General features: G+C 40.3%; 13 protein-coding genes. 10 read left to right on the top strand and 3 right to left on the bottom strand.

Annotated elements, in window-relative coordinates:
* Positions 1-41: 41 nt before the first annotated feature.
* A complete protein-coding gene (locus ACRXC1_RS06455) occupies positions 42-1,760 on the bottom strand; it encodes a DUF6178 family protein (RefSeq protein WP_433657409.1) in 1,719 nt (572 codons plus the stop codon).
* A 226-nt stretch (positions 1,761-1,986) separates the two neighbouring features.
* Here ACRXC1_RS06455 and ACRXC1_RS06450 point away from each other — a divergent pair, with 226 nt between their 5' ends.
* From ACRXC1_RS06450 to ACRXC1_RS06410, 9 genes are read left to right on the top strand one after another with little or no spacing between them, the layout of a single operon-like run.
* Complete coding sequence (locus tag ACRXC1_RS06450) at positions 1,987-2,691, top strand: Crp/Fnr family transcriptional regulator (RefSeq protein WP_392907891.1); 705 nt, start codon at positions 1,987-1,989, stop codon at positions 2,689-2,691.
* Positions 2,692-2,743: 52 nt separating this feature from the next.
* Positions 2,744-5,188: a heavy metal translocating P-type ATPase gene (locus tag ACRXC1_RS06445; RefSeq protein ID WP_433657407.1), complete on the top strand. Its 2,445-nt coding sequence runs from the start codon at positions 2,744-2,746 to the stop codon at positions 5,186-5,188.
* Positions 5,188-5,364 (top strand): cbb3-type cytochrome oxidase assembly protein CcoS, encoded by a 177-nt coding sequence (gene ccoS / locus ACRXC1_RS06440; protein WP_392855879.1) that lies wholly within the window; start codon positions 5,188-5,190, stop codon positions 5,362-5,364. Before ACRXC1_RS06445 ends, ccoS begins: the two co-directional genes overlap by 1 nt.
* Before the next feature lie 8 nt (positions 5,365-5,372).
* Positions 5,373-7,526: a cytochrome-c oxidase, cbb3-type subunit I gene (gene ccoN, locus ACRXC1_RS06435; protein WP_433659900.1), complete on the top strand. Its 2,154-nt coding sequence runs from the start codon at positions 5,373-5,375 to the stop codon at positions 7,524-7,526.
* Between the two features lie 2 nt (positions 7,527-7,528).
* Positions 7,529-7,729, top strand: coding sequence for a cbb3-type cytochrome c oxidase subunit 3 (locus ACRXC1_RS06430; protein WP_021267131.1), 201 nt, complete (start codon positions 7,529-7,531; stop codon positions 7,727-7,729).
* Entirely contained in the window at positions 7,722-8,333 is a 612-nt protein-coding gene (locus ACRXC1_RS06425; RefSeq protein ID WP_433657404.1) for a cbb3-type cytochrome c oxidase N-terminal domain-containing protein, read from the top strand. The genes ACRXC1_RS06430 and ACRXC1_RS06425 overlap by 8 nt, the downstream gene beginning before the upstream one ends.
* Before the next feature lie 18 nt (positions 8,334-8,351).
* Positions 8,352-9,755 carry a cytochrome c oxidase accessory protein CcoG gene (ccoG, locus tag ACRXC1_RS06420; RefSeq protein WP_433657402.1) on the top strand — a complete coding sequence of 468 codons (1,404 nt, stop codon included), beginning with the start codon at positions 8,352-8,354 and terminating at the stop codon, positions 9,753-9,755.
* On the top strand, positions 9,739-10,452 hold the full coding sequence (locus ACRXC1_RS06415; RefSeq protein ID WP_433657400.1) for a sulfite exporter TauE/SafE family protein: 714 nt from the start codon (positions 9,739-9,741) through the stop codon (positions 10,450-10,452). The genes ccoG and ACRXC1_RS06415 overlap by 17 nt, the downstream gene beginning before the upstream one ends.
* Complete coding sequence (locus ACRXC1_RS06410; RefSeq protein ID WP_021266605.1) at positions 10,443-10,577, top strand: hypothetical protein; 135 nt, start codon at positions 10,443-10,445, stop codon at positions 10,575-10,577. The genes ACRXC1_RS06415 and ACRXC1_RS06410 overlap by 10 nt, the downstream gene beginning before the upstream one ends.
* A 93-nt stretch (positions 10,578-10,670) precedes the next feature.
* Here ACRXC1_RS06410 and ACRXC1_RS06405 read toward each other — a convergent pair whose 3' ends face one another.
* Entirely contained in the window at positions 10,671-18,326 is a 7,656-nt protein-coding gene (locus tag ACRXC1_RS06405; protein ID WP_433657398.1) for a beta strand repeat-containing protein, read from the bottom strand.
* Between the two features lie 204 nt (positions 18,327-18,530).
* The gene (locus ACRXC1_RS06400; protein ID WP_392907873.1) at positions 18,531-18,998 is read right to left on the bottom strand and encodes a hypothetical protein; all 468 of its coding nucleotides are present in this window, start codon (positions 18,996-18,998) and stop codon (positions 18,531-18,533) included.
* A gap of 157 nt (positions 18,999-19,155) precedes the next feature.
* Between ACRXC1_RS06400 and ACRXC1_RS06395 the strand changes: the two genes are divergently transcribed.
* Positions 19,156-20,481: a cation:proton antiporter gene (locus tag ACRXC1_RS06395; RefSeq protein ID WP_433657395.1), complete on the top strand. Its 1,326-nt coding sequence runs from the start codon at positions 19,156-19,158 to the stop codon at positions 20,479-20,481.
* The last annotated feature ends 5 nt before the right edge of the window (positions 20,482-20,486 follow it).

Below are 20,486 nucleotides of genomic sequence, written 5' to 3'. Positions count from 1 at the left end.
ATGTATTCAAACATTAGCTAAAGCTAATACCTGAAATTAGCCTAGCTTAACGTGTTAAAAATAATAGGCCCACCAACGTGTTTGAATTCATCATCACGTAGATCGGCGAACTCATAACCCGATAAATGGTCATGTAATATTTTCAGGATATACTCGTTAATATTTTCAATCTGATCAAGGCCGAAGGTTTGAGCAAAGCCGGCCACCTTTTGCGTAATATAATCATTCTTGAAAATACCAGAGCTTAAATTAGATTTCTTAGAGAACTCTCTAAACTCTTCAATTGAGACACCCATCTTGCGAGAGTCATCCTTGTCAAATTTATCAAGGCTATAGTTGATAAGGGTAGAAAGAATAATGGCCTCAAAGTCAATTGAGTTAATATCGTAATTCAGATAGAAATTATCAGAAAGCATGCCATCATCTTTAAGAGATAGATAAGTTTCTTTTAATGTCTTAATGAAAGGCATCAGCTCAATGAGAAGCTTGCACTTACTTTGTAGCTTCTTCCAAACCTCAACATTATTTACCACAACGATTTTATTATCATTGTCTCGATACTTCACAAGGTCACTAAAGAAGTCATCTAGGAATAGATCAAATGAAGCACCTAAGAAGTTCTCTTCAGAATCCTCAAAAAGGTGATTTCGAAGGGCCTTCTTCACATCCTTTTGTAGAATACGAATTAGTGAGTTTCCGATTTTATAAATATCAGTGAAATCAAAGTACTCGAAAATACTTTCGTCATCGAAGCTTCGAATATCTTTGATATAAGACATACCAAGAAGAATAAGCTCACGATTTTGATTACCTATACGAGTCATAGCAACAGGGCCATCTTTTAATACACCATAATATTCCATGCTAGCATTGAGCATACGAATGAAGTTGAAATGTAGGTAGCTAAAGCGCTTCTCATCCTCCACCTTATTGAGCTCATCATGGATACTTCCAGCATTCTTTTCAAAGGCAATAATCGAATTCTGGTGCAGAGTTTGCATCTTTCCCTTAGTCGAAATATTTCCAGTTAGTGGCTGCTTCTTACTGATAAAGAGGTCGATATGGCCAATTGATGGAAATGGATTGACCACTTGTAGGGCCTCAAAATAGTCAACGAAACCGTAGTCTCTAAGCCTCTCTTTCTTATCTTGGTACTGATTCTCATTATAGATCATATAATCTTCAGAGATCATCTTAAAGAGGTGTTGGTAAGCGGCCTCAACACCAACTTCGGTATAGAGGTCTTTGATGAGCTGTCGAACCTCATCAACAATATCGCAATCTTCATCGAATTCAAAAAGCAGAAGATTGTCTTCTGTTAAGAAGTAGTTGTCGTGATCATCTGGATAAAGAGGATCTTCAACATCAAAGGTCCAAACATTAAAGCGACCTTTAAGAAAAAGAATGAACTGGTCTGATTTTACAAATTCATAGCGGATATCTTCATCTGGACACTTGGCAACAGTGCTAACCCACGATGTAAATTCATTGATATCGAGTTCATCTTTTGTCCAAAGGTCGATATCGTAAAATGTTTCTCTTTGCTCCTTAGAAAGTAATTTTAGAGCATGAGACTTAACTTCGATTGGCAGGGCCTTTACAGAGACATAAAGAGGTTGAACAGGAAGTTTCTCAAGGCTTTCTCCCTTTGAGATATAGCTATTTACAAGCTCCATTGAAGTGTAGGCCTTAGATTCCTTAAGAATTAAAGAGATAACATCTGTTGCTGGTAATTTATCTTCGTGTTTTTTGTCGCTCATATATCCGCCATTATATCAAATAAGCCTTTAATTTAAGCTATTTAACATAAGTTGTTAACCTAAATCTAAAGTTTGTACTGCATGACAGTAAATAACTAAAAATATTAAGAAGAAAAAGCACTTCTAACATGAAAACATGATATTCGTCATATTATTTCCCCTATAACTTATTTAATTTAGATATATGAAGTGATAAGATGGATTTAACCAAGAAAAGGTATAGATTATGGAAAAGAGACAGTGTGTAGATTGCCCATCAAGAGAGTTAGGAATCTTCTGTGGGTTATCAAATGATGAAGCCGCTAAAGTATCACTTACAGCTTCTTCTCTAAAATTTAAACGTGGTGAAAAGCTATTTTCTCAGGGGAATCGCCCTGCGGGAATCTACTGTGTTCAGTCAGGTAATATTAAGCTGACAAAGACAGGCGCTGATGGAAAAGAGACAATTGTAAGAATTGCTCAACATGGAGATGTCATCGGTCACAGGTCACTGTTTACTGCTCAAGATTTCAATGGGACGGCAACGGCCATTGATAATGTTTCTGTATGCTTTATTGATAAACCAAGCTTATTAAAATTAATTAATGATAAACCGGCAATTGCTCTTGAGCTAATTAATAAATTAAGTCGCGATATGGGAATTGCTGAAGAGCGCTCAAGTGCTTTTCACCAAAAGAATGTTCGCGAGAGAATTGCTAGACTTCTCCTCGACCTTGCTAAGACTCACGGTAACACTCTTATCAATGGCGAAGTTCAAATCGAACTAAAGCTAACAAGAGAAGAGATGGCCACGATGATTGGAACGGCCAACGAAACACTAATTCGCATAATTTCTGAATACAGAAAGGATGGACTAATTGACCAGAACGGTAAGTTAATCATCATCAAAGACGCTGCTGAATTAGAAAAAAGAGCAGAAGGTGTTTATTAAAGTTTTACTATTTTAAGTTTATAAAAAAAAAATAACTAACAAGAATAAAGAGATGGATATCCAAAGTATCACAAGCAAGAGTCAGTCTTGCGAGGCACAAGTGTGTCTTCACTGCTCTGAAGAAATTGCCCCTGGTGAGCTGATCACTAATGAAAGAGATGGCAAATTGGAAAAGTTTTGTTGCTATGGGTGTATGAGTGTCCACTCTCTTCTTCTTAGTAATAACCTTGAAGACTTTTACCGTTATCAAAATGAGCAGGGCTCTCAAGCGAATAGCTTAAAAGAGCGACCTAGTAACTCGACAAGTAAATTTGAATATATGGATAGCGAAGCCTTCATTCGTGAGTACGTCACAATCGAAGGAGATAAGCTTAAGGTTCACTTCTTACTAGAGGGTGTCCACTGCTTTGCTTGTATCTGGCTCATTGAAAGAATTTCAAAATTAGAAAACTCGGTCATCGAGGCCCAGGTTAATATTGGAAACAACTTAGGTAGCTTCACAATTGATACAAAGAGGCCCTACTCGATTGCAAAGCTTGCAGCAACACTTGCGCAACTTGGCTACACTCCTCACCCATTTAATATTGAAAAAGATCAGGAAAAGAAACTAAGTGATCGTCGCGACATTCTGCAAATTGGAGTCGCTGCTTCGGCCATGAGTAATATCATGATCTATGCAGTATCCAACTATGCAGGGGCAACAGGTGATTACGTTAAGTTATTTGATGGAATCAGTTTTGCTTTTTGTCTTCCTGTCATTCTTTACAGTGCCAAACCAATTCTAGTTAATAGTGTCAGTGCTATTAGACTTAGAAGTACGAATGTTGATATTCCTTTAGCAATGGCCATTGTCTTTGGCTTCCTACTGTCTGCAATTAACTTCTTTAGAGAGTCAGGCCCAGTTTACTTTGATTCAATTACAACACTTGTCTTTCTAATTCTTCTTTCTCGCTACTTTGTGAAGATGCTGACTCAAAAGTCCATGTCAACAAAGGGAATCTCTTCACTCTTTCTAAACACAGGTGTGAAGAAGGTTGAAGGCGATGAAATTAAGCATGTTTTTTCTAATGAGGTAGAGGTTGGAGACCATGTTGTCTTTGAAGAAGATGAAAGAATTATCTATGACGGAAAACTTGCTAGTGAGAAGGCCCTTATTCTTAACTCAATCAACACTGGGGAGAGCCGCCCATTAGTAGTCAATAAAGGTGACTTTATTGCAGCGGGAGCAGTAAGCTTAAGCAATGACCTAGCACTTGAAATTAGTGCCATTGGTACACAAACCAAACTAGGTAAGAACCTTTCAGCTATTGAAAATAATACGATTGTTAAAAATCCGGCAAATGTATGGGCACAAAAAATCTCACGCTATTTTACAATTGGAATTATCATTCTAAGTATTGTGGCACTTATACAAGGCCTAATGACAGGAAATCTCTCAAGATCATTTGAGGTCATTTTAGCGATATTAATTGTTGGTTGCCCATGTGCATTTGCCATGGCCACACCAATAGTTGTTGCAACTCGAATAAACAAGCTTAAGTCTTATGGAATCTACGTTAAAAATGAATTAAGCCTTGAAGAGTTAAATAATGCCAAGAATATCATCTTTGATAAGACAGGAACTCTGACAAAAGGAAAATTTGCAGTAAGTAGCTTCACTAATCACTCAGACTTAAGTGATCAAGAGATTCTTGCCTTAACGTTTACTCTAGAACGAGCTGCCCAACACCCTATTGCTTTTGCTTTAAAGAAGTATTCAAAACAAAAACTATCGAATACTGATCTTTCAAAATATGCCGATATTGTTGCTGAAGTCTTAACAGGAAAAGGTGTTAAAGCACAAATCGAGAATACAACTTACTTTATTGGAAAGGGTGTTCTTGATGGTGAGATTGCACTTTATGCAAACGACGAAATCATTGCAACTTTCAAGATCGAAGATAGTATCAGACCTGAATCAAGAGATCTTGTAGGCTTCTTACAACAAAGAAATATTGATATTCACCTCTCAACAGGTGATGCCTCTGAGATGGCCAAAAAGATCGCAAGTGAAGCCGGCATTAATGAGTCTAGCCTTTATATCGAACAAAGCCCAGAACAGAAGCTAGAGCTTGCTGATAAGCTAGAAAATGTTGTCTTTGTTGGTGATGGCGACAATGATGCTCTGGCCATGATTAAGTCCAATGTATCCATTGCCATTGGTGCACAAGCTGATATTGCTCTTAGAAGCTGTGATATCTATCTGCCACAAGAAGATCTAAATTTGATAAAAGTCTTATTTAAAGTTGCACGTAATGTGAAAGGTACACTACGCCGAAATATTATGTTTGCAGTTACTTATAATATCGTGGGAATCACATTGGCGCTAATGCATATTATTACACCACTGCACGCAGCGATTTTGATGCCAATCAGTTCATTAACAGTTCTACTATCGAGCACTCTTCCATTAATCGGATTTGATAAGAGAATGTTAAAAAATAAAGGAAAAAGCTGATGGAAGTCATTATCGTTCTATTACCGATTGCAATATTCTTAGCAGTAGGATTCCTATTGATTTTTATTTGGGCAACTAAGTCAGGTCAATATGATGACTTGGATACGCCATCCATTAGAGTTTTATTTGAAGAAGAGAATAATAATATTGTTCACAACCAAAAAAAGGAAGAATGATTATGAGCATGAGTACGAATGCCAATCTAGAAGAGTTCTCGTATAACGATAAGATATCGAAAGCTTTTCTAATGGCGACAGTTTTCTGGGGGGCGATTGCACTATTTATGGGTGTTTTCATCGCTTTTCAATTGGCCTATTGGAAACTTAACCTAGGTATAGAATGGACAACATTTGGCCGTCTAAGACCACTTCACACAAATGCTGCGATTTTTGCATTTGTTGGAAACGGGATGTTTCTAGGGGTTTACTATTCAACTCAAAGGTTATGTAAGGCGAGAATCTTTTCAGATTTCTTATCTTGGGTACACTTTTGGGGATGGCAGCTGATTATTGTTTCAGCAGCACTAACACTACCACTGGGTATTACAACAGGGAAAGAGTATGCCGAACTAGAATGGCCAATTGATATTGCCATTGCAGTTATTTGGGTCGTCTTTGCTGTAAACTTCATTGGTACACTAATTAAGAGACGTGAACGTCATATGTATGTGGCCCTTTGGTTCTACATTGCAACAATTGTAACAATTGCTGTACTTCACATCTTCAACTCTCTTTCTGTACCAGTTAGCTTTTTAAAGTCTTATCCTGTTTACGCTGGTGTTCAAGATGCGATTGTTCAATGGTGGTATGGGCACAACGCTGTTGCCTTCTTCCTAACAACTCCGTTCTTAGGAATCATCTACTACTTCTTACCAAAAACAGCTAATCGTCCGATCTATTCATATAGACTTTCGATTATCCACTATTGGTCTCTAGTATTTATTTATATTTGGGCAGGTCCTCACCACCTTCTATACTCATCTGTTCCAGACTGGGTACAGACACTTGGTATGACTTTTTCAATTATCCTATGGATGCCTTCTTGGGGTGGGATGATCAACTTCCTTCTAACACTAAGAGGTGTTTGGGATAGAGTTAGAACTGAACCAATCTTAAAGTACTTTGCTACTGCTGTAACATTCTACGGTATGGCAACATTTGAAGGACCACTACTTTCGATTAAATCAGTAAACTACATCGGTCACTTCACTGACTGGGTTGTAGGTCACGTTCACGCTGGTACAATCGGTTGGAACTATATGCTAATCGTTGGTGTCCTATATTACTGTGTCGAAAAACTTTGGAAGACAGAGCTATACTCTAAGAAAATTGCAAACGCACAATTCTGGTTAGCAACAATCGGTCTTCTACTTTATATGATGTCAATGTGGGTTGCTGGTATTACTCAAGGTCTAATGTGGCGTGCAGTAGATGCGACAGGAAAACTTGTTTACCCTAACTTTATTGAAACAGTTATTAAAGTTATTCCAATGTACTGGGTACGTGCATTTGGTGGTGTATTTGTTCTACTTGGTTTCTTCTTAATGATCTTCAACCTATGGATGACTTATAAGAAAGCTAAGTATGCAAACAAAGACAAAGAAGAATCGCAAGAAGTGTTTAAAGCGGCACCTATTTCAGCTCACCCTGAAGATGCAAATGCTGAAACTCACAGAAAGCTTGAGGGGCTTCCTGTAACTTTTACTGTTCTAACTTTAATTGCAATCATTGTTGGTGGAGCAATTGAAATTATTCCTTCAATGCTTTCAAATAAATTTGTCGAAGTAGATCCAAGAGTTAAACCATACACTCCTCTAGAGCTTATGGGACGAGATATCTTCGTTAAAGAAGGATGTTACGTATGTCACTCTCAACAAATTCGTCCAACAGTTGCCGAGAAACTTCGTTACGGAAACCCTTCAACTGCTGCGGAATCTGTATACGATAGGCCATTCCAATGGGGATCACGTCGTATTGGACCAGATCTAGCTCGCGTTGGTGGAAAATACAATGATATGTGGCACTACCGTCACATGATCAACCCACGTGAAGTGACAGCTGGATCAATCATGCCTAATTATGATTGGCTAACTAAGAAAAAAGTTAACTTCAAAATGCTTCCGAAGAAAATGGACGTTATGGTTGCCCTAGGTACTCCATATAGCGAAGATGAAGTAACAAATGCAATTGATCTTGCAATGGAGCAAGCAACTCAAATCACTAAGGGATTAAATGAGTTTGGTGTTCCAATGAAAATGCAAGATAAGGAAATCATCGCACTAATTGCGTATCTACAAAGACTTGGAATCGATACAAAAGAATCGAAGTCAGAGGAATAGAGATGAAATCTGAAGTAATGCAAAATATGCCGTGGGAATGGATGCCAGCAGTGTCGCTATTCATTTTCGCGGCCATCTTCTTGGGCGCCTTCTTCTGGTCGATGAGACCGGGCTCAAAAGAGCTTTATGAAGAAGTTGCCAACAATGCACTTTCTGACGGCGAGGCAGTCGTTAATGAAAACAAAGGAAGCAACAATGACTAACGAAAATAACAAATCGAAGCAAGAAAATATCGTACTTGAAGATGAGAAAGATCTTGTTATGGATCATGAATACGATGGTATTCAGGAGCTTAACCACCCTCTACCTAGCTGGTGGACAGGAGTTTGGGCACTTTCATTTATCTTCTCTATCCCATACTTTATGTACTACGTCCTAATGGACGGGCCAACTCTGATGGATACATACAAAATGGATATGGCACAAATGCAAAAGATCATCGATGCTGAAGCAGCTAATACTGCTAACTTTGATATCCAAGCATACGATAGCTATGTAGCAACACCTGCTGCAAAAGAACTTGGTAACACTGTCTTCATTGAAAACTGTGCCGCTTGCCACTTAGACGATGGTGGTGGGGATATCGGTCCAAACTTAACAGATAAGCACTGGATTAATATTACAAAACTTGATCCAGAACAAATCTATAAGTTTGTTGTTCATGGTAATGAAGATATGGGGATGCCTGCTTGGGGAGACATCCTAAGCAAGGAAGACATCATGGCCGTTACTGACCATGTAATAGCACTGCAAGGAACAACTCCTGCAAAAGCTAAAGAGCCACAAGGTGAGCTACTTAGCGAATAAGAAATAAAAGAGAAAGAAATGGCAAAGAAATCACAATTTGAATTACACGAATCAAGACTAGGTACAACTGATGATAGTGGACACCGCGTCTTCCTGTTCCCAGAAGAAGTAAAAGGCATCTGGAAAACCAGGCGTGAGATATTCTATTGGTTTCTGATTTTTGTCTATCTCGTCTTGCCGTGGATATATATTCAAGGAGAACAAATGATTCTCCTTAATATCCCGGCCAGAGAATTTTCATTCTTTACATACAAATTTTATGCCCACAATGCGCCTATTTTAATATTTGTGATACTCGGTTTTTTATTTTTCATCGGGTTTATCACAAGTATTTTTGGGCGCGTTTGGTGTGGTTGGGCATGTCCTCAAACAGTTTTTATCTCCTCTATTTTCCTCAAGCTTGAGGCCCTTATTGAAGGGAAACCAAGAGCGAGAAAGAAACTAGCTGAAGGGCCATGGACGAAAGAGAAAGTTATCAAGAAATCACTTAAGTGGATTGCCTTTCTTGCCGTCTCTCTACATATCTCACATACGTTTTTGGGATATTTTGTAGGAACACATCACCTACTCTCTGTCAGTTTTCAAAATCCAGCAGAAAACTTTACACTATTTACAATCATGCTCCTTATCACAACGATTGTCCTTTTAGACTTTGGTTGGTTTAGAGAGCAGTTTTGTATTATTGCTTGTCCTTACGGAAGAATGCAGTCTGTAATCATGGATGAGAACTCACTGGCTATTCTTTACGATGAAAAGCGTGGTGAACCAAGACGTCAGCCTGGAATGAAACCGGAAGAGCATGGTGATTGTATCAACTGCTATGCGTGTGTTAAGGCCTGTCCAACAGGAATTGACATCAGACGTGGTGTGCAACTTGAATGTATCGCTTGCACAAATTGTATCGATGCATGTGACGACATCATGTTAAAAACGAATCGACCTAAGGGGCTAATTCGTTACGACACTCAAAGTAATATAGAAGGTAAAGGCCGCCATATTCTCTCGATTAGAAATATCGGCTATCTTGTTGTCCTTATAGGTCTAGTTATCGGATTTATTTATAGTCTGTCTTTATCACAAGGAATCACAACAACAGTCCTTAGAGGACCAGGAGTACCGTTTACTGTAAGTACACCGACAACAACGAGAAACCACTTTCATATCGTCATTGAACAAAGTGGTGAAATTGTCGAAAGAAATATCGAAGTTGCAGTCCAAGGTATAAAAGAAGGCTCTTACGAGTTAAAGATGCCAAGAAACCCTTTCGTTTTCAAATCGAATCACGAAAGAAAAATTGTCTTCATTGTCTTTAACAATGAAGTGCTAACTAATGGAAGCTTAAAATTTAATTTTATCATAAGAGATCTCGACACAAATGAAGAGATCATAAAAGAGGCGGTACTCGTTGGACCAGCTAAGTAGTCTACAGGGAATCTCACCATACGTTATCATAAGCGCAGGTCTTACAATGGGACTTGTTGCTAATTTCCACTGCGTGGGAATGTGTGGTGGAATTACCATGGCCGTCTCTAAGTCCTTTAGTCAAAACATGTCCTACCAAGTAGGAAGACTCTTGGGCTACATGGCCACAGCACTGGTTATTCCAGTGCTTGGCTTTACAATCTTAGATATCAAATCAAACCCTTACCTCATGCTATTTTCTGGTTTGAGTATTGGTTTGATCTTAATCTGGATGGGACTTAAAAGGCTTTTTAAATTTTCAAATTTTAAATTTGCTCAAATAGTTTCACAAAAATTACACAACTTGAATGCCAAGCTTTGGCCAAAGATTTCAAAGAAAGTCGGAAATAAACCTCACCTCTTTAATTTCTCAATTGGGAGTATCAGTGTTCTTCTTCCATGTGGGCTTCTATGGGCGATGTTAGCACTAGCGATAAGTGCGGCCTCACCTGCACTAGCGGCACTCTTTGTTTTCTTCTTTTGGCTAGGAACACTTCCTGGGCTGGTCCTTGGGCCAAGTGCCATTAGGAAGATAAAATTCCCAAGCAGAATTCAAGCTGGTGTCCCTTACCTATTTTTAATTATTGGAACTGCTACAATCGTCTACCGCGTGTATATGATGTGGAGTCCAGCGCCAGGAGCGCCAACATGTCACTAAAGAAAATGATAACTAAATTTTTTCAAGATCCAGAGTTCTATGCATTTAACTTTTTGCTCTTTACTGTGATCATCCTCTTTCCATGCCTACTTGTTGCTTTAACTGTTAAGTACTGGTCTTGGTAAGAGGGTGCCATGCACCTTTGGTTTCGCACCTGCTAAATACGAAAGTACAAAGAGATTATTTAGCAGGTGCGAAACCAAAGGTGCATGGCACGCTTATGGAATAACTGTATAATCAACGCTTCCGACTCCTCCATCGCGACTAGCATCGGCACCAAGTCCACCAGAGGCATCAGCAAGTCCAAGCCAATTATTCGTTCCACAATTTACGTGAATACGGCCACCACCGCCACCTGATCCGCGATAACCTGTCGTATTTGACCCACCAATTGTCGAAATATTTCCACTACCATCACAAGTAAGACCTTTTACATAAACCGAACCACCAGCTCCAGAGCCACCTGTTGCACCAGAGAAATTTCCATTAACACCATTTGAATCGACTGCAGCGGAAATATTAACATTAGCATCTGAAACTAACCAGATGACACCACCACCAGCACCACCACTGTAATCACCCGAGTCATCACTTCCACCACCAGATCCTGGCGTATTTGGCTCAGTTGCACTACCATATGTAATTCCACTATTTGTACAATAACCATTACCACCGGCTCCAGCGTGTCCACCCGCTCCAGCTGGATTATTTCCACCTGAACAGGCAAGTCCACCTGCCACTCCATATCCATTATGACCAATTCGGCCAGGAAGCTCCCCTTTACCAAGAGAAGAAATAGAAGCATTTACATTAATATCACCGATTGCATACACATCAGGAAGCCCAGCTTCAACAGCTCCATCAAAAGTGACAACACCACCTGAATGGATTTGAGTAATATCTTTACTTGCAGAAATTAAACTAGAAGTTTCTGTTGAGAAATTCCCACTAATATCAAAACCTACATCAGTATTATTCCCATAAGTTCTAAGGGTCATAGCTGTATCAAGAATAAAGTTTCCGGCACCAGTAAAGCTTTGCACCCCACCTAGAGTTAGATCATTACTAACTGTACAGGTCGTTGCGAAGTCACCTGTTGTACAAATTGAATCCTGATCCATTAATGATACATAGAATGAACCCTCATCAATACCATGATCGTTATTTTTCATATCAATTGTTCCACCATATTGATATACACCACTAATATCTGTCATCGTGATTGCAATTCGCCCCGCGCCACCATGACCACTATATGATCCAGTTGCAGAACCACCTTGAGCGGCCATTGATCCATTTCCAGTAATTGAACCAGTATTAATCCATATTGAACCACCAGAGCCACCTGAACCATAGTTACCTGATATATAAGTACCATTTCCACCATTAGATAAAATTGATCCTGTAAAATTTGTTAAGTTTGAAATAGAAAACTTAACGGCACCACCACCTTCACCACCGGCAGCATGTGCATGGCGTCCACCACCAGAACCGAAATCAGTTGGCGCAGTTTCATCACCATAAAGATTTCCCCAAGTATTGGCACTATAACCTTGCCCACCAATACTTCCATAACTAGCTCCACCGCCATGATTATTTCCACCACTAGAGTCTTTACCTCCACCAGGGCCTGTCGTACTCGTATAACCTCTTTGTGAAACATCAACTGTTCCGGCAAGATCGAGATTTGTAGCAATAAAGTCAGCAAGGTTAACTTTCATCGTTGCCCCCGCTTCAATCGTAGCATTTCCAGAAATATCGAATGTGTACTTATCACGATTTTGTGACTGAATCGTTGCTCCAGATTTCACAAGTAGATCACCAGTAACGTTAATATTTGTAGCGCTATCATAGAGATAAATATCATTATTTATTGTTAAGTTACCAGCAAAGAGATCACTCGGTAGCCACTTAGCATTGTTAATTTCACAAGTCGTTCCACTTGTTCCAACATCACAGAATTGATCTAATGTTGAGTAAGCTAGATATAAAGTTCCAAAATCTCCTGGATGAGTTGAAGAACCAGGCCCATAGTCGAACATTCCAGAAAATGTATTAGTTGAAGTTGTAAAATCAACTGATAATCGGCCGCCTGATCCTGAACCAGCACCACGTCCACCAGAGTTACCACCTTTGGCCTGAATATTTCCTGTACCAGTAAAACTTGTGTTAGCAGTAATCCAAATGGAACCACCAGCACCACCACCCGCAGCGTAAATACTTGCACCTGCACCAGCATTGGCATCGGCCTTAATCTCACCATCAACATTTACTGTATCAGCAATAATTTTAATGGCACCACCACCATTACCACCTCGGTAATTTCCAGATGAACCACCACCTGAACCAAAAGTGATAGGAGCAGTTAAGCTACCATATGGACTATTTCCACCTGCAGTCGATGTTGCGTTTTCACCATTACCACCATTTCCACCGTGGGCCCCGCCCCCAGCTTCATCATTACTATTAGTGAGTCCAGGAGAAGGCCCAAAACCTTCTTCAAGACGATTTCTAGAACCGTAGTACCCAAGTCCGACAGCACTTATTAGGCCACCAGATTGAAGATCAAAAGCAGACGTTTCAAGAAGAGATAGGTTCGCATTAATTGATGATCCATTCTCAATTGTGATGGCCGTGTCGGCCGCAATTGAAATCGATCGAAGATATTCTGTATAAGTGATACTTGAGCCAGCTTGAAGGCTTAGGCTTCCTGTTAAATCAATTGAGAAATTTCCATTGTGACCAGAAATTGCAAGTCCTGCACTTGGAGATAGAATAAGATTCGCACCAGTAAGAACAATATTATTTCCTAATGGTTTAGTTGAAGCAATTGTACAAGTAGTTGCAAAATTACCACTATCACAAATAGCATCGTTAGTTGAAAGTCCTAAATGAAATGTTCCAGGGCCCCCGTGCTTACTACTAGAGCCACCATTAGTATTAACAATACCTGTTAAGTTATAATTACTACCTGCAAGTTCAATTGAGAGCCTTCCACCAGAACCACTACCACTTCCGTAGTAATACAATTTACCTTCGCCACCAGAAACAAGAATATTTCCACTTCCAATAATTGAATTGGCCGCTTGAATCCAAACAGAACCTCCGGCACCACCACCTGAAGCATAAATAGAAGTAGTCGCTCCGTCATTTCCTTGTGCTAGAATACTCCCATTTAGAATAATATCGTTGGCCACAATCTTAATGGCGCCTCCACCATTACCACCAGAAATATTCTTAGAAGCTCCTCCACCTGAACCATAGTCAACAGGATTGGTTGCACTACCATATGGAGATTGACCACCTAGAGTCGAAGCATTTTCTCCATTACCACCAGCAGATGCGTGAGCACCGCCACCGGCTTCATCTGTATTATTTGAAAGTCCAGGAGAGATCCCAAAACCATCTTGACGGCCAAGACCGGCCCCAAGATATCCAAGCCCTTTTGCGTTGAGGCTTGATCCTGTTTGGAGCTCAAGTGTTTGGGCCTCAAGATTTGTGAGATTAGCTAGAATCGTTGCATTTGTTTCTAATGTTACATTTCCATCTGCGAGCAGTTCAATACCACGAGCATTGGCAGGATATGAGATACTTGAGTTAGGCTTAAGAGTTAAGTTACCAGTTAGGTCAACTGCAATACCCGGATTAAGGCCATCAATAGACAGAGAAACACTATCTGCAATTTCTAAGTTATTTGCATTGATTGTATAATTTGCACCAATTGTTTTACTTTGATTAATAAAGCAAGTTGAAACGAGATCACCACTATCACAAATCGCTGAAGGATTTGATAGAGCTAAATAAAACGTTCCATCTCCGGCCCTTTTCTTTCCAAGGCCACCTGTCGTTAAAACATTTCCAGAGAAGCCATATGAAGCACCATTAAACTCAATAGCAATACGGCCCCCAGAACCACTCCCTGCTCCGTAGGTATATGTCATACCTGCACCACCTTTTGCTGTAATTAATCCTGTACCAGAAAATGAATTGTTAACCTGTAGCCAAATTGATCCACCAGCTCCACCACCAGCTGCATAAATAGAGCTAGATGCCCCATCAGTACCATTAGCAGTTAAGGAACCATTAACAATTAAGTCATCTGTAATGATTTTAATGGCACCTCCACCATCTCCACCATCTCGCCCATTTGAAGAGCCAGCACTTGATCCGTATTCAATTGGAGCGCTGGCAACACCATAAGTAACGCTACCACCTGTAGTTGATCCACCTTCTCCATTTGCACCAGGAGATGCGTGTCCAGCACCACCAGATTCATCAGTACCATTTCCTAAACCTGGAGAAGGGCCTTTTCCATCGGCACCACCATCTCGTCCTCCAGTGTAACCACGGCCATTAAGATTAATGGCACCACCAGACTGAATATCAATATTTGTCGCATTAAGTTCAGTTATATTCGCCGCAAGTGTTGCGCCAGATTCAATCACAAGATTACTACCAATATTAAGCTCTATACTAGTTGCATCTGGTGTTTGTACAAGAGCGCCACTTTGAAGAGTTAAATTTCCTAAAATGGTATAAGTAACATTGGCCATTAATGTTTGTGTGTCATTGATATAACAAGTAGTAAGGACATCTCCACCACCACTACAAATTGGATAAATATTTGGGATGTTTACATAAGCAGTTCCCTCAGCAACACCACGTCCAGCAAGATGACTAACCCCTGCACTAACAGTTGCTTGGTTCGCGATAATAGAGATTCTACCTCCTGCTCCGTTTCCGCCTGAATTCGTGTGACCAGAAGTCCCACCTGTTGCTGTAAGAGTTGCTGCCAAAATTAAGTTGTCAGCTGAAAGCCAAATTGAGCCTCCGGCACCACCACCTGAGATATCACTACTTTCTTGGCCATTGCCACCATTGGCAGAGATTGAACCTGAAATATCTAAAGTATTTGTCACACTTAACTTAACGGCACCACCGCCGCTTCCACCAATACGTGAACCACCAGCACCTCCACCTGAACCGTAATCAACAGGAGCACTAATTGAACCATATGCAGGAGCTCCGGCCGTCCCAGCATTACCATTAAAGCCATCAGTTGCGTGGCCACCGCCACCACCATTATCATCAGTTCCTATACCACCAGCAGGTCCACCACCGTTGCCCATCGCACGGCCACCAAAGTAACCCTTATTATTGGCGTTTATAGAACCAGAGATCGTTGCGTTTGAAATCGTTGAATCTGAAATATTAGCATTTAACGTACCGGCCATGTTGAAATTATTTGCAACAATATTGCTAATGGCCGTCATTGCATCCATTGATAAGACACCACCTGATGCAATCGTAAAATTACCTGCAGCATTGTTAAAGGCAAAGTCGGAATCAAGGCCCTTAATACTTAGGTTTCCTGTTGTATCAATTGTTAAGTTTCCGCTTGTAATATTCGTATCACCACCGATGACTTTGGCAGTATTGATAGTACATGTTGAAGAAAAGTTTCCACTATCACAAAGTTGATCATTACTTGCAAGCCCTAAATAGAAGCTACCATCAGAAGCACGTGTTCCGACACTTCCACCTGAAACACCAATCGTCCCATTAAATGTATAGACTCCAGAGTTTTGATAGATTGCAAGACGTCCAGCTGATCCAGCACCAGTTCCCTGAGAACCATCAATGGCACCAGCATTCCCACCATTAACAGAGATCGTTCCACTTCCCGTAATTGTGGTTTGAGAAGTAATCCACAGTGACCCGCCAGAGCCACCGGCACCTTGGTCACAACAAGTCTGAACACCTGTTCCACCTTGAGCAAGAATATTTCCATCGATATTTATATTTGTCGCAATAATCTTTACGGCACCACCACCGGCCCCACCGGCTTGAGCATCACCAGCACCACCACCAGAACCAAAGTCAACAGGTTCAGTTCTTGAACCATAGACAGTTGTTCCACCACTAGAGCGGCCATCACCACCAGGGCCAGCATGTCCAGCTCCACCAGGATCAGCACTTGAACCAGAAAAACCAAAACCACCAGAAGGACCTGTTCCATTGGCCGCCCCACTGGCTCCTCCTGCATAACCTTTACTTGAAACATCAATACTTGCACCCGTCTGGATATCAAGAGTTGTGGTACTTAAAAGAGTTAGGTTAGCAGAGATCTTCCCACCAGATTCAATCGTCGTGCTTCCATCAACTTGCATAATTATTTTTTCAACTGCATTTGAAGAGATGTCTCCACCACTTTGAATCACAAGATTACCAGGAATATAAATGACTGTTGCATCGGCCATGGTTTGAAGATCATTTACATAGCAAGTTGTATTAACATCTCCACCACCAGAACAAGTTAAGCTTGTTCCCGAAGATGCAATTGCTGCCGTTGTAAACGTTGTGCTTTGTTGTCCAATCGTATTACTTGAAGTATCGATATAACAAACTGTTAGGCTATATTGAGTTGAAGGATCAAGGGAAGAAATCGATTGCGTGAGATTAGTATTTCCAAAATCAACACCTGCGCTACAATCACTTGGTGCCGTAGTACCTGTTACAATTTGATACTTATATGCTTGAAGATTTGTTGTGTTAATGACTGCGTAACTTAGAGCAATATCGTAGCTATTAATTGTATCGATATTTAGAGAGTGTAAGTAGCTTGAAGTTTTTGAGAAGTTTTTTGATTCAGGACTAGATATATTTCCAGCATTATCTGTAACTGTCGCACTTACAGTTACTGCACCATCTGCCTGGGAGCTGAAATCAAATGAATCACTCCAATTTCCTCCCGTACACACTGTTGATTTTGTCACTACGTTTCCACTTAAAGTAACATTACCATCTTCAGAACAAGTTCCAGATAAAGTTGCACTAGGGCCAAAGACCTCACCAGCAGTATTTGTCATGGTCACACTTGGAATCGAAGTATCGTAATTAACTGTGGCACTGATAGGGTTATCACTAATATGGCCACCAGTTGTGGCCGTCCAAATATAAACCGTTCTTGATCCATCAGCTCCAGCTGAAAAAGTGAAATCAGTCGGCTCAGTCGTCACCCAACTTCCACCTGCACAAGTTGAAGTGTCGGCCGGTTTTGTAGCTTGAGTTTCAGATAAACACCACATGGTTGCATAAGTATCATTTCCAACACTAAGCCCTACTGTTAAATCATTTGAGTCACTAGAAGACATGACAAGTGTTGGATCAGGCATCGAAACATTCTTTGTAAGAGTAATCGTTTCTTGAACTGAAGAGTTTCCTGCGCTATCAGTATAGACAACATCAAAGTCGAGGCTACCATTTGGAATTGCTGCAGTATCCACATCAACATTCCAGACACCACCAGAGCATGTTGTCGTTGCATTTGTTGCATTTGATATTTGAACTTCACCGTCGTCTTCACTACAACTTCCACTAAGAGTAAAACTTGTTTGATTTGATTCATCAATAACGGTAGCGGGAGGAGTTGTGATGGCCGTTGTTGGTGCAACGGTATCAACTTCAATTGTTCCAACAATTGGGTCTTCAGAAATATGATCAGCGCTATCTGCTGTCCAAACATAGAGATCACGACTTCCTTCACCAGGTGTGAAAGTATAAGTTGCTGGAGGAGTTGCCGTCCAGGTCCCACCATTACAAGTGGCCGTGTCTGTCGGTTGAGTTGTTTGCGTTTCAGAAATACAAAATTTTGTCGCACCATCTGTATTTGCGACACTAATACCAACTGTTAAGTCATTACTGAACTCCTCACTACTAGAGTCTGAGTCTAGAAGAGAGACTGTCGGAATAGAAATGCCACCACTACCAACGCTAATGTACTTAATCTTCGAACAGGAGCTAAAAGCTATTGCTATTAGAAAGAGAAAAACGTGCATCGATATCAAACCTGTTAAATAATTTTCATCACTCAAACAAGTTTATCGACATAAAGTAAATTTTCTTAACAATTTTTAGTATTTAGCATAGCTAGCTTAAGAAAGTGTTCACAGAAACTAATAATATTGCACACTTGCAAACCAATTCTGTTGTGATATCAAAATCTGGCCATGGCCCTGATTTAATATCACAGATTTACAAACTGCCAACCCTAGCTGCCATTTAGGTGCATGGCACGCTTACTTACAATCTCGCATCCTCTGAAGTAGTTCGCTATCCTGTTCTTGAATTCGAGGCCTTAGGTACTCAACAATAGAAGAGTTTTCTTGTAGGATACGAACTAAGCGGCATAGAAAGACATTATCCTCGGCACTTTCAACAATCGACCAACCATCAACGACATTATTTGTCTCGTAGAAGAATTTAAAGAAGAGCTCTTTATATTCAAGTTTTACATTCTTACCGGCCTGAGCAACTAGCTGCTCACCTAGTGCCTTATCGTGAACAGAGAATCCCCAAGTAAGCCTGTCTCCACTACCTAGATCAAGTGTTCCCTCATATGTTTTAAAGAAGACACCTTTCTTCGTAATTCGCACTAGTTTTCCAGAGCGAGTCCCATCTGATTTAGGGTAATTTAAAATCCCCCAACCCATAAGAGCTGCAATAATGGCGAGAATAAAAAGTGTGAAATAGATTTTCTTCTTCAAATGAACAACCTCGTTAAATAATTGATACTTCTATTGTAGTCATTTCCATCATTAGTTGTAAAAAACTTAATCTAATTAAGGCATCTTTATACCTCTTAAGTTTGATGGAGCGTCCGTCTGCGTTAAATTTCAACAAAGCCAAAGAGCGAGGTTAGATGTGTTCGACTTCATCGATTTAACAGATACCCAGGCCGTTATTCCAATTCTAGGCCTGTGCCTTTTGCTATGCCTGGTGGTAGCGCGATTCACTAAAATCATTGGTATCCCCAAAGTAAGTGGCTTTATTATGCTTGGGATTGTTTTAGGTCCCTATGTCACAGGAATAATCACTCACGAATTTCTTGAAAAAACAAATTATCTGTCAGACCTGGCCCTAGGGCTAATTCTCTTTAATATTGGTGGGGAGTTTAATAAATACCTTTTGCGGCGACTAAGTAACGAGCTCATTAAAGAGACTCATTATAAGGTCTTTCTCATGTTTCTTATCAGTAGCATCCTCTTTGCCACTTGCCTGCTGATATTTACCGGACTCTCCGCGGCCAATATATTTATCATTTCGGTCATGCTTGGAATTATAAGTATTGAAGCAGCACCACCTACCACAGTACTCGTCATGAAGGAGTATAATACTCATGGGCCAATTACCGATGCCATCATGATCCACCTAGCAGTCGTAACAGGTCTAACTATCGTTGGTAGCCTATTCTTTACTTCAGTATTCCAGGCAACAGGTCTTTGGCCCTCATCAGTTTCTTCCTATCAGGCGATCCTTTCCATGGCCAAAGAGGTCATTGGATCAATTGCTGTAGGAGTTGCCCTTGGCCTACTTTTAACATGGCTTGAGAATTTTGAGAATAAGATCGGTAACTTCCTCTTCTCAATCCTTACCATGATTCTCTTTTCTCAGACCTTGGCCTATTTTTTGAACTTAAATGTTCTCTTGATTTCTCTCGTTCTTGGATTTACTGTGACTCAGGCCTCTTCAAAAGGAAGGTTGATTCACACAACGGTAAGAGATATTGGAAGTTCACTTTATGCAATTTTCTTCGTCTACGCTGGTACTCATATAAATATTGCAGGACTAATTTCGGAAAATGCGCTCTTTGTGATCATGTACATTGTCATACGGACCCTTTCTGTTTATTTTGCTCATCGTCTCTTTGCCAAGCGTGTAACATCTAATGATTACAGTATGTTAGGTCATTGTCTCTACTCTCACGCTGGGACAGCAATTGCCGTTGCCATGGCCATTCAAAAAATCCCTCACGTTACAAGCGACATAATTTTTCATACCATAATCTCCAGTATTTTCATCTTTGAAATAGCAGGTCCACTAATCCTCAAAGAAGCACTAAAACGCAGTGGAGAGGTCTCTCTGGAGTCTCTAAATGATGGGCAATTTAGCTATGGACAAGATCGCCGTTCAATTTTCAAAATTACCAAAGATTTTATCGCGAACAGCCTCTCTGGACTAAAAAAATAGTTTTG

Origin of the sequence: Halobacteriovorax sp. GFR8 (genome assembly GCF_050955245.1) — a bacterium.
GTDB lineage: Bacteria > Bdellovibrionota > Bacteriovoracia > Bacteriovoracales > Bacteriovoracaceae > Halobacteriovorax_A.
The sequence above is the reverse complement of the archived record's forward strand: the minus strand, read 5'-3'. Positions and strand labels throughout refer to the sequence as shown.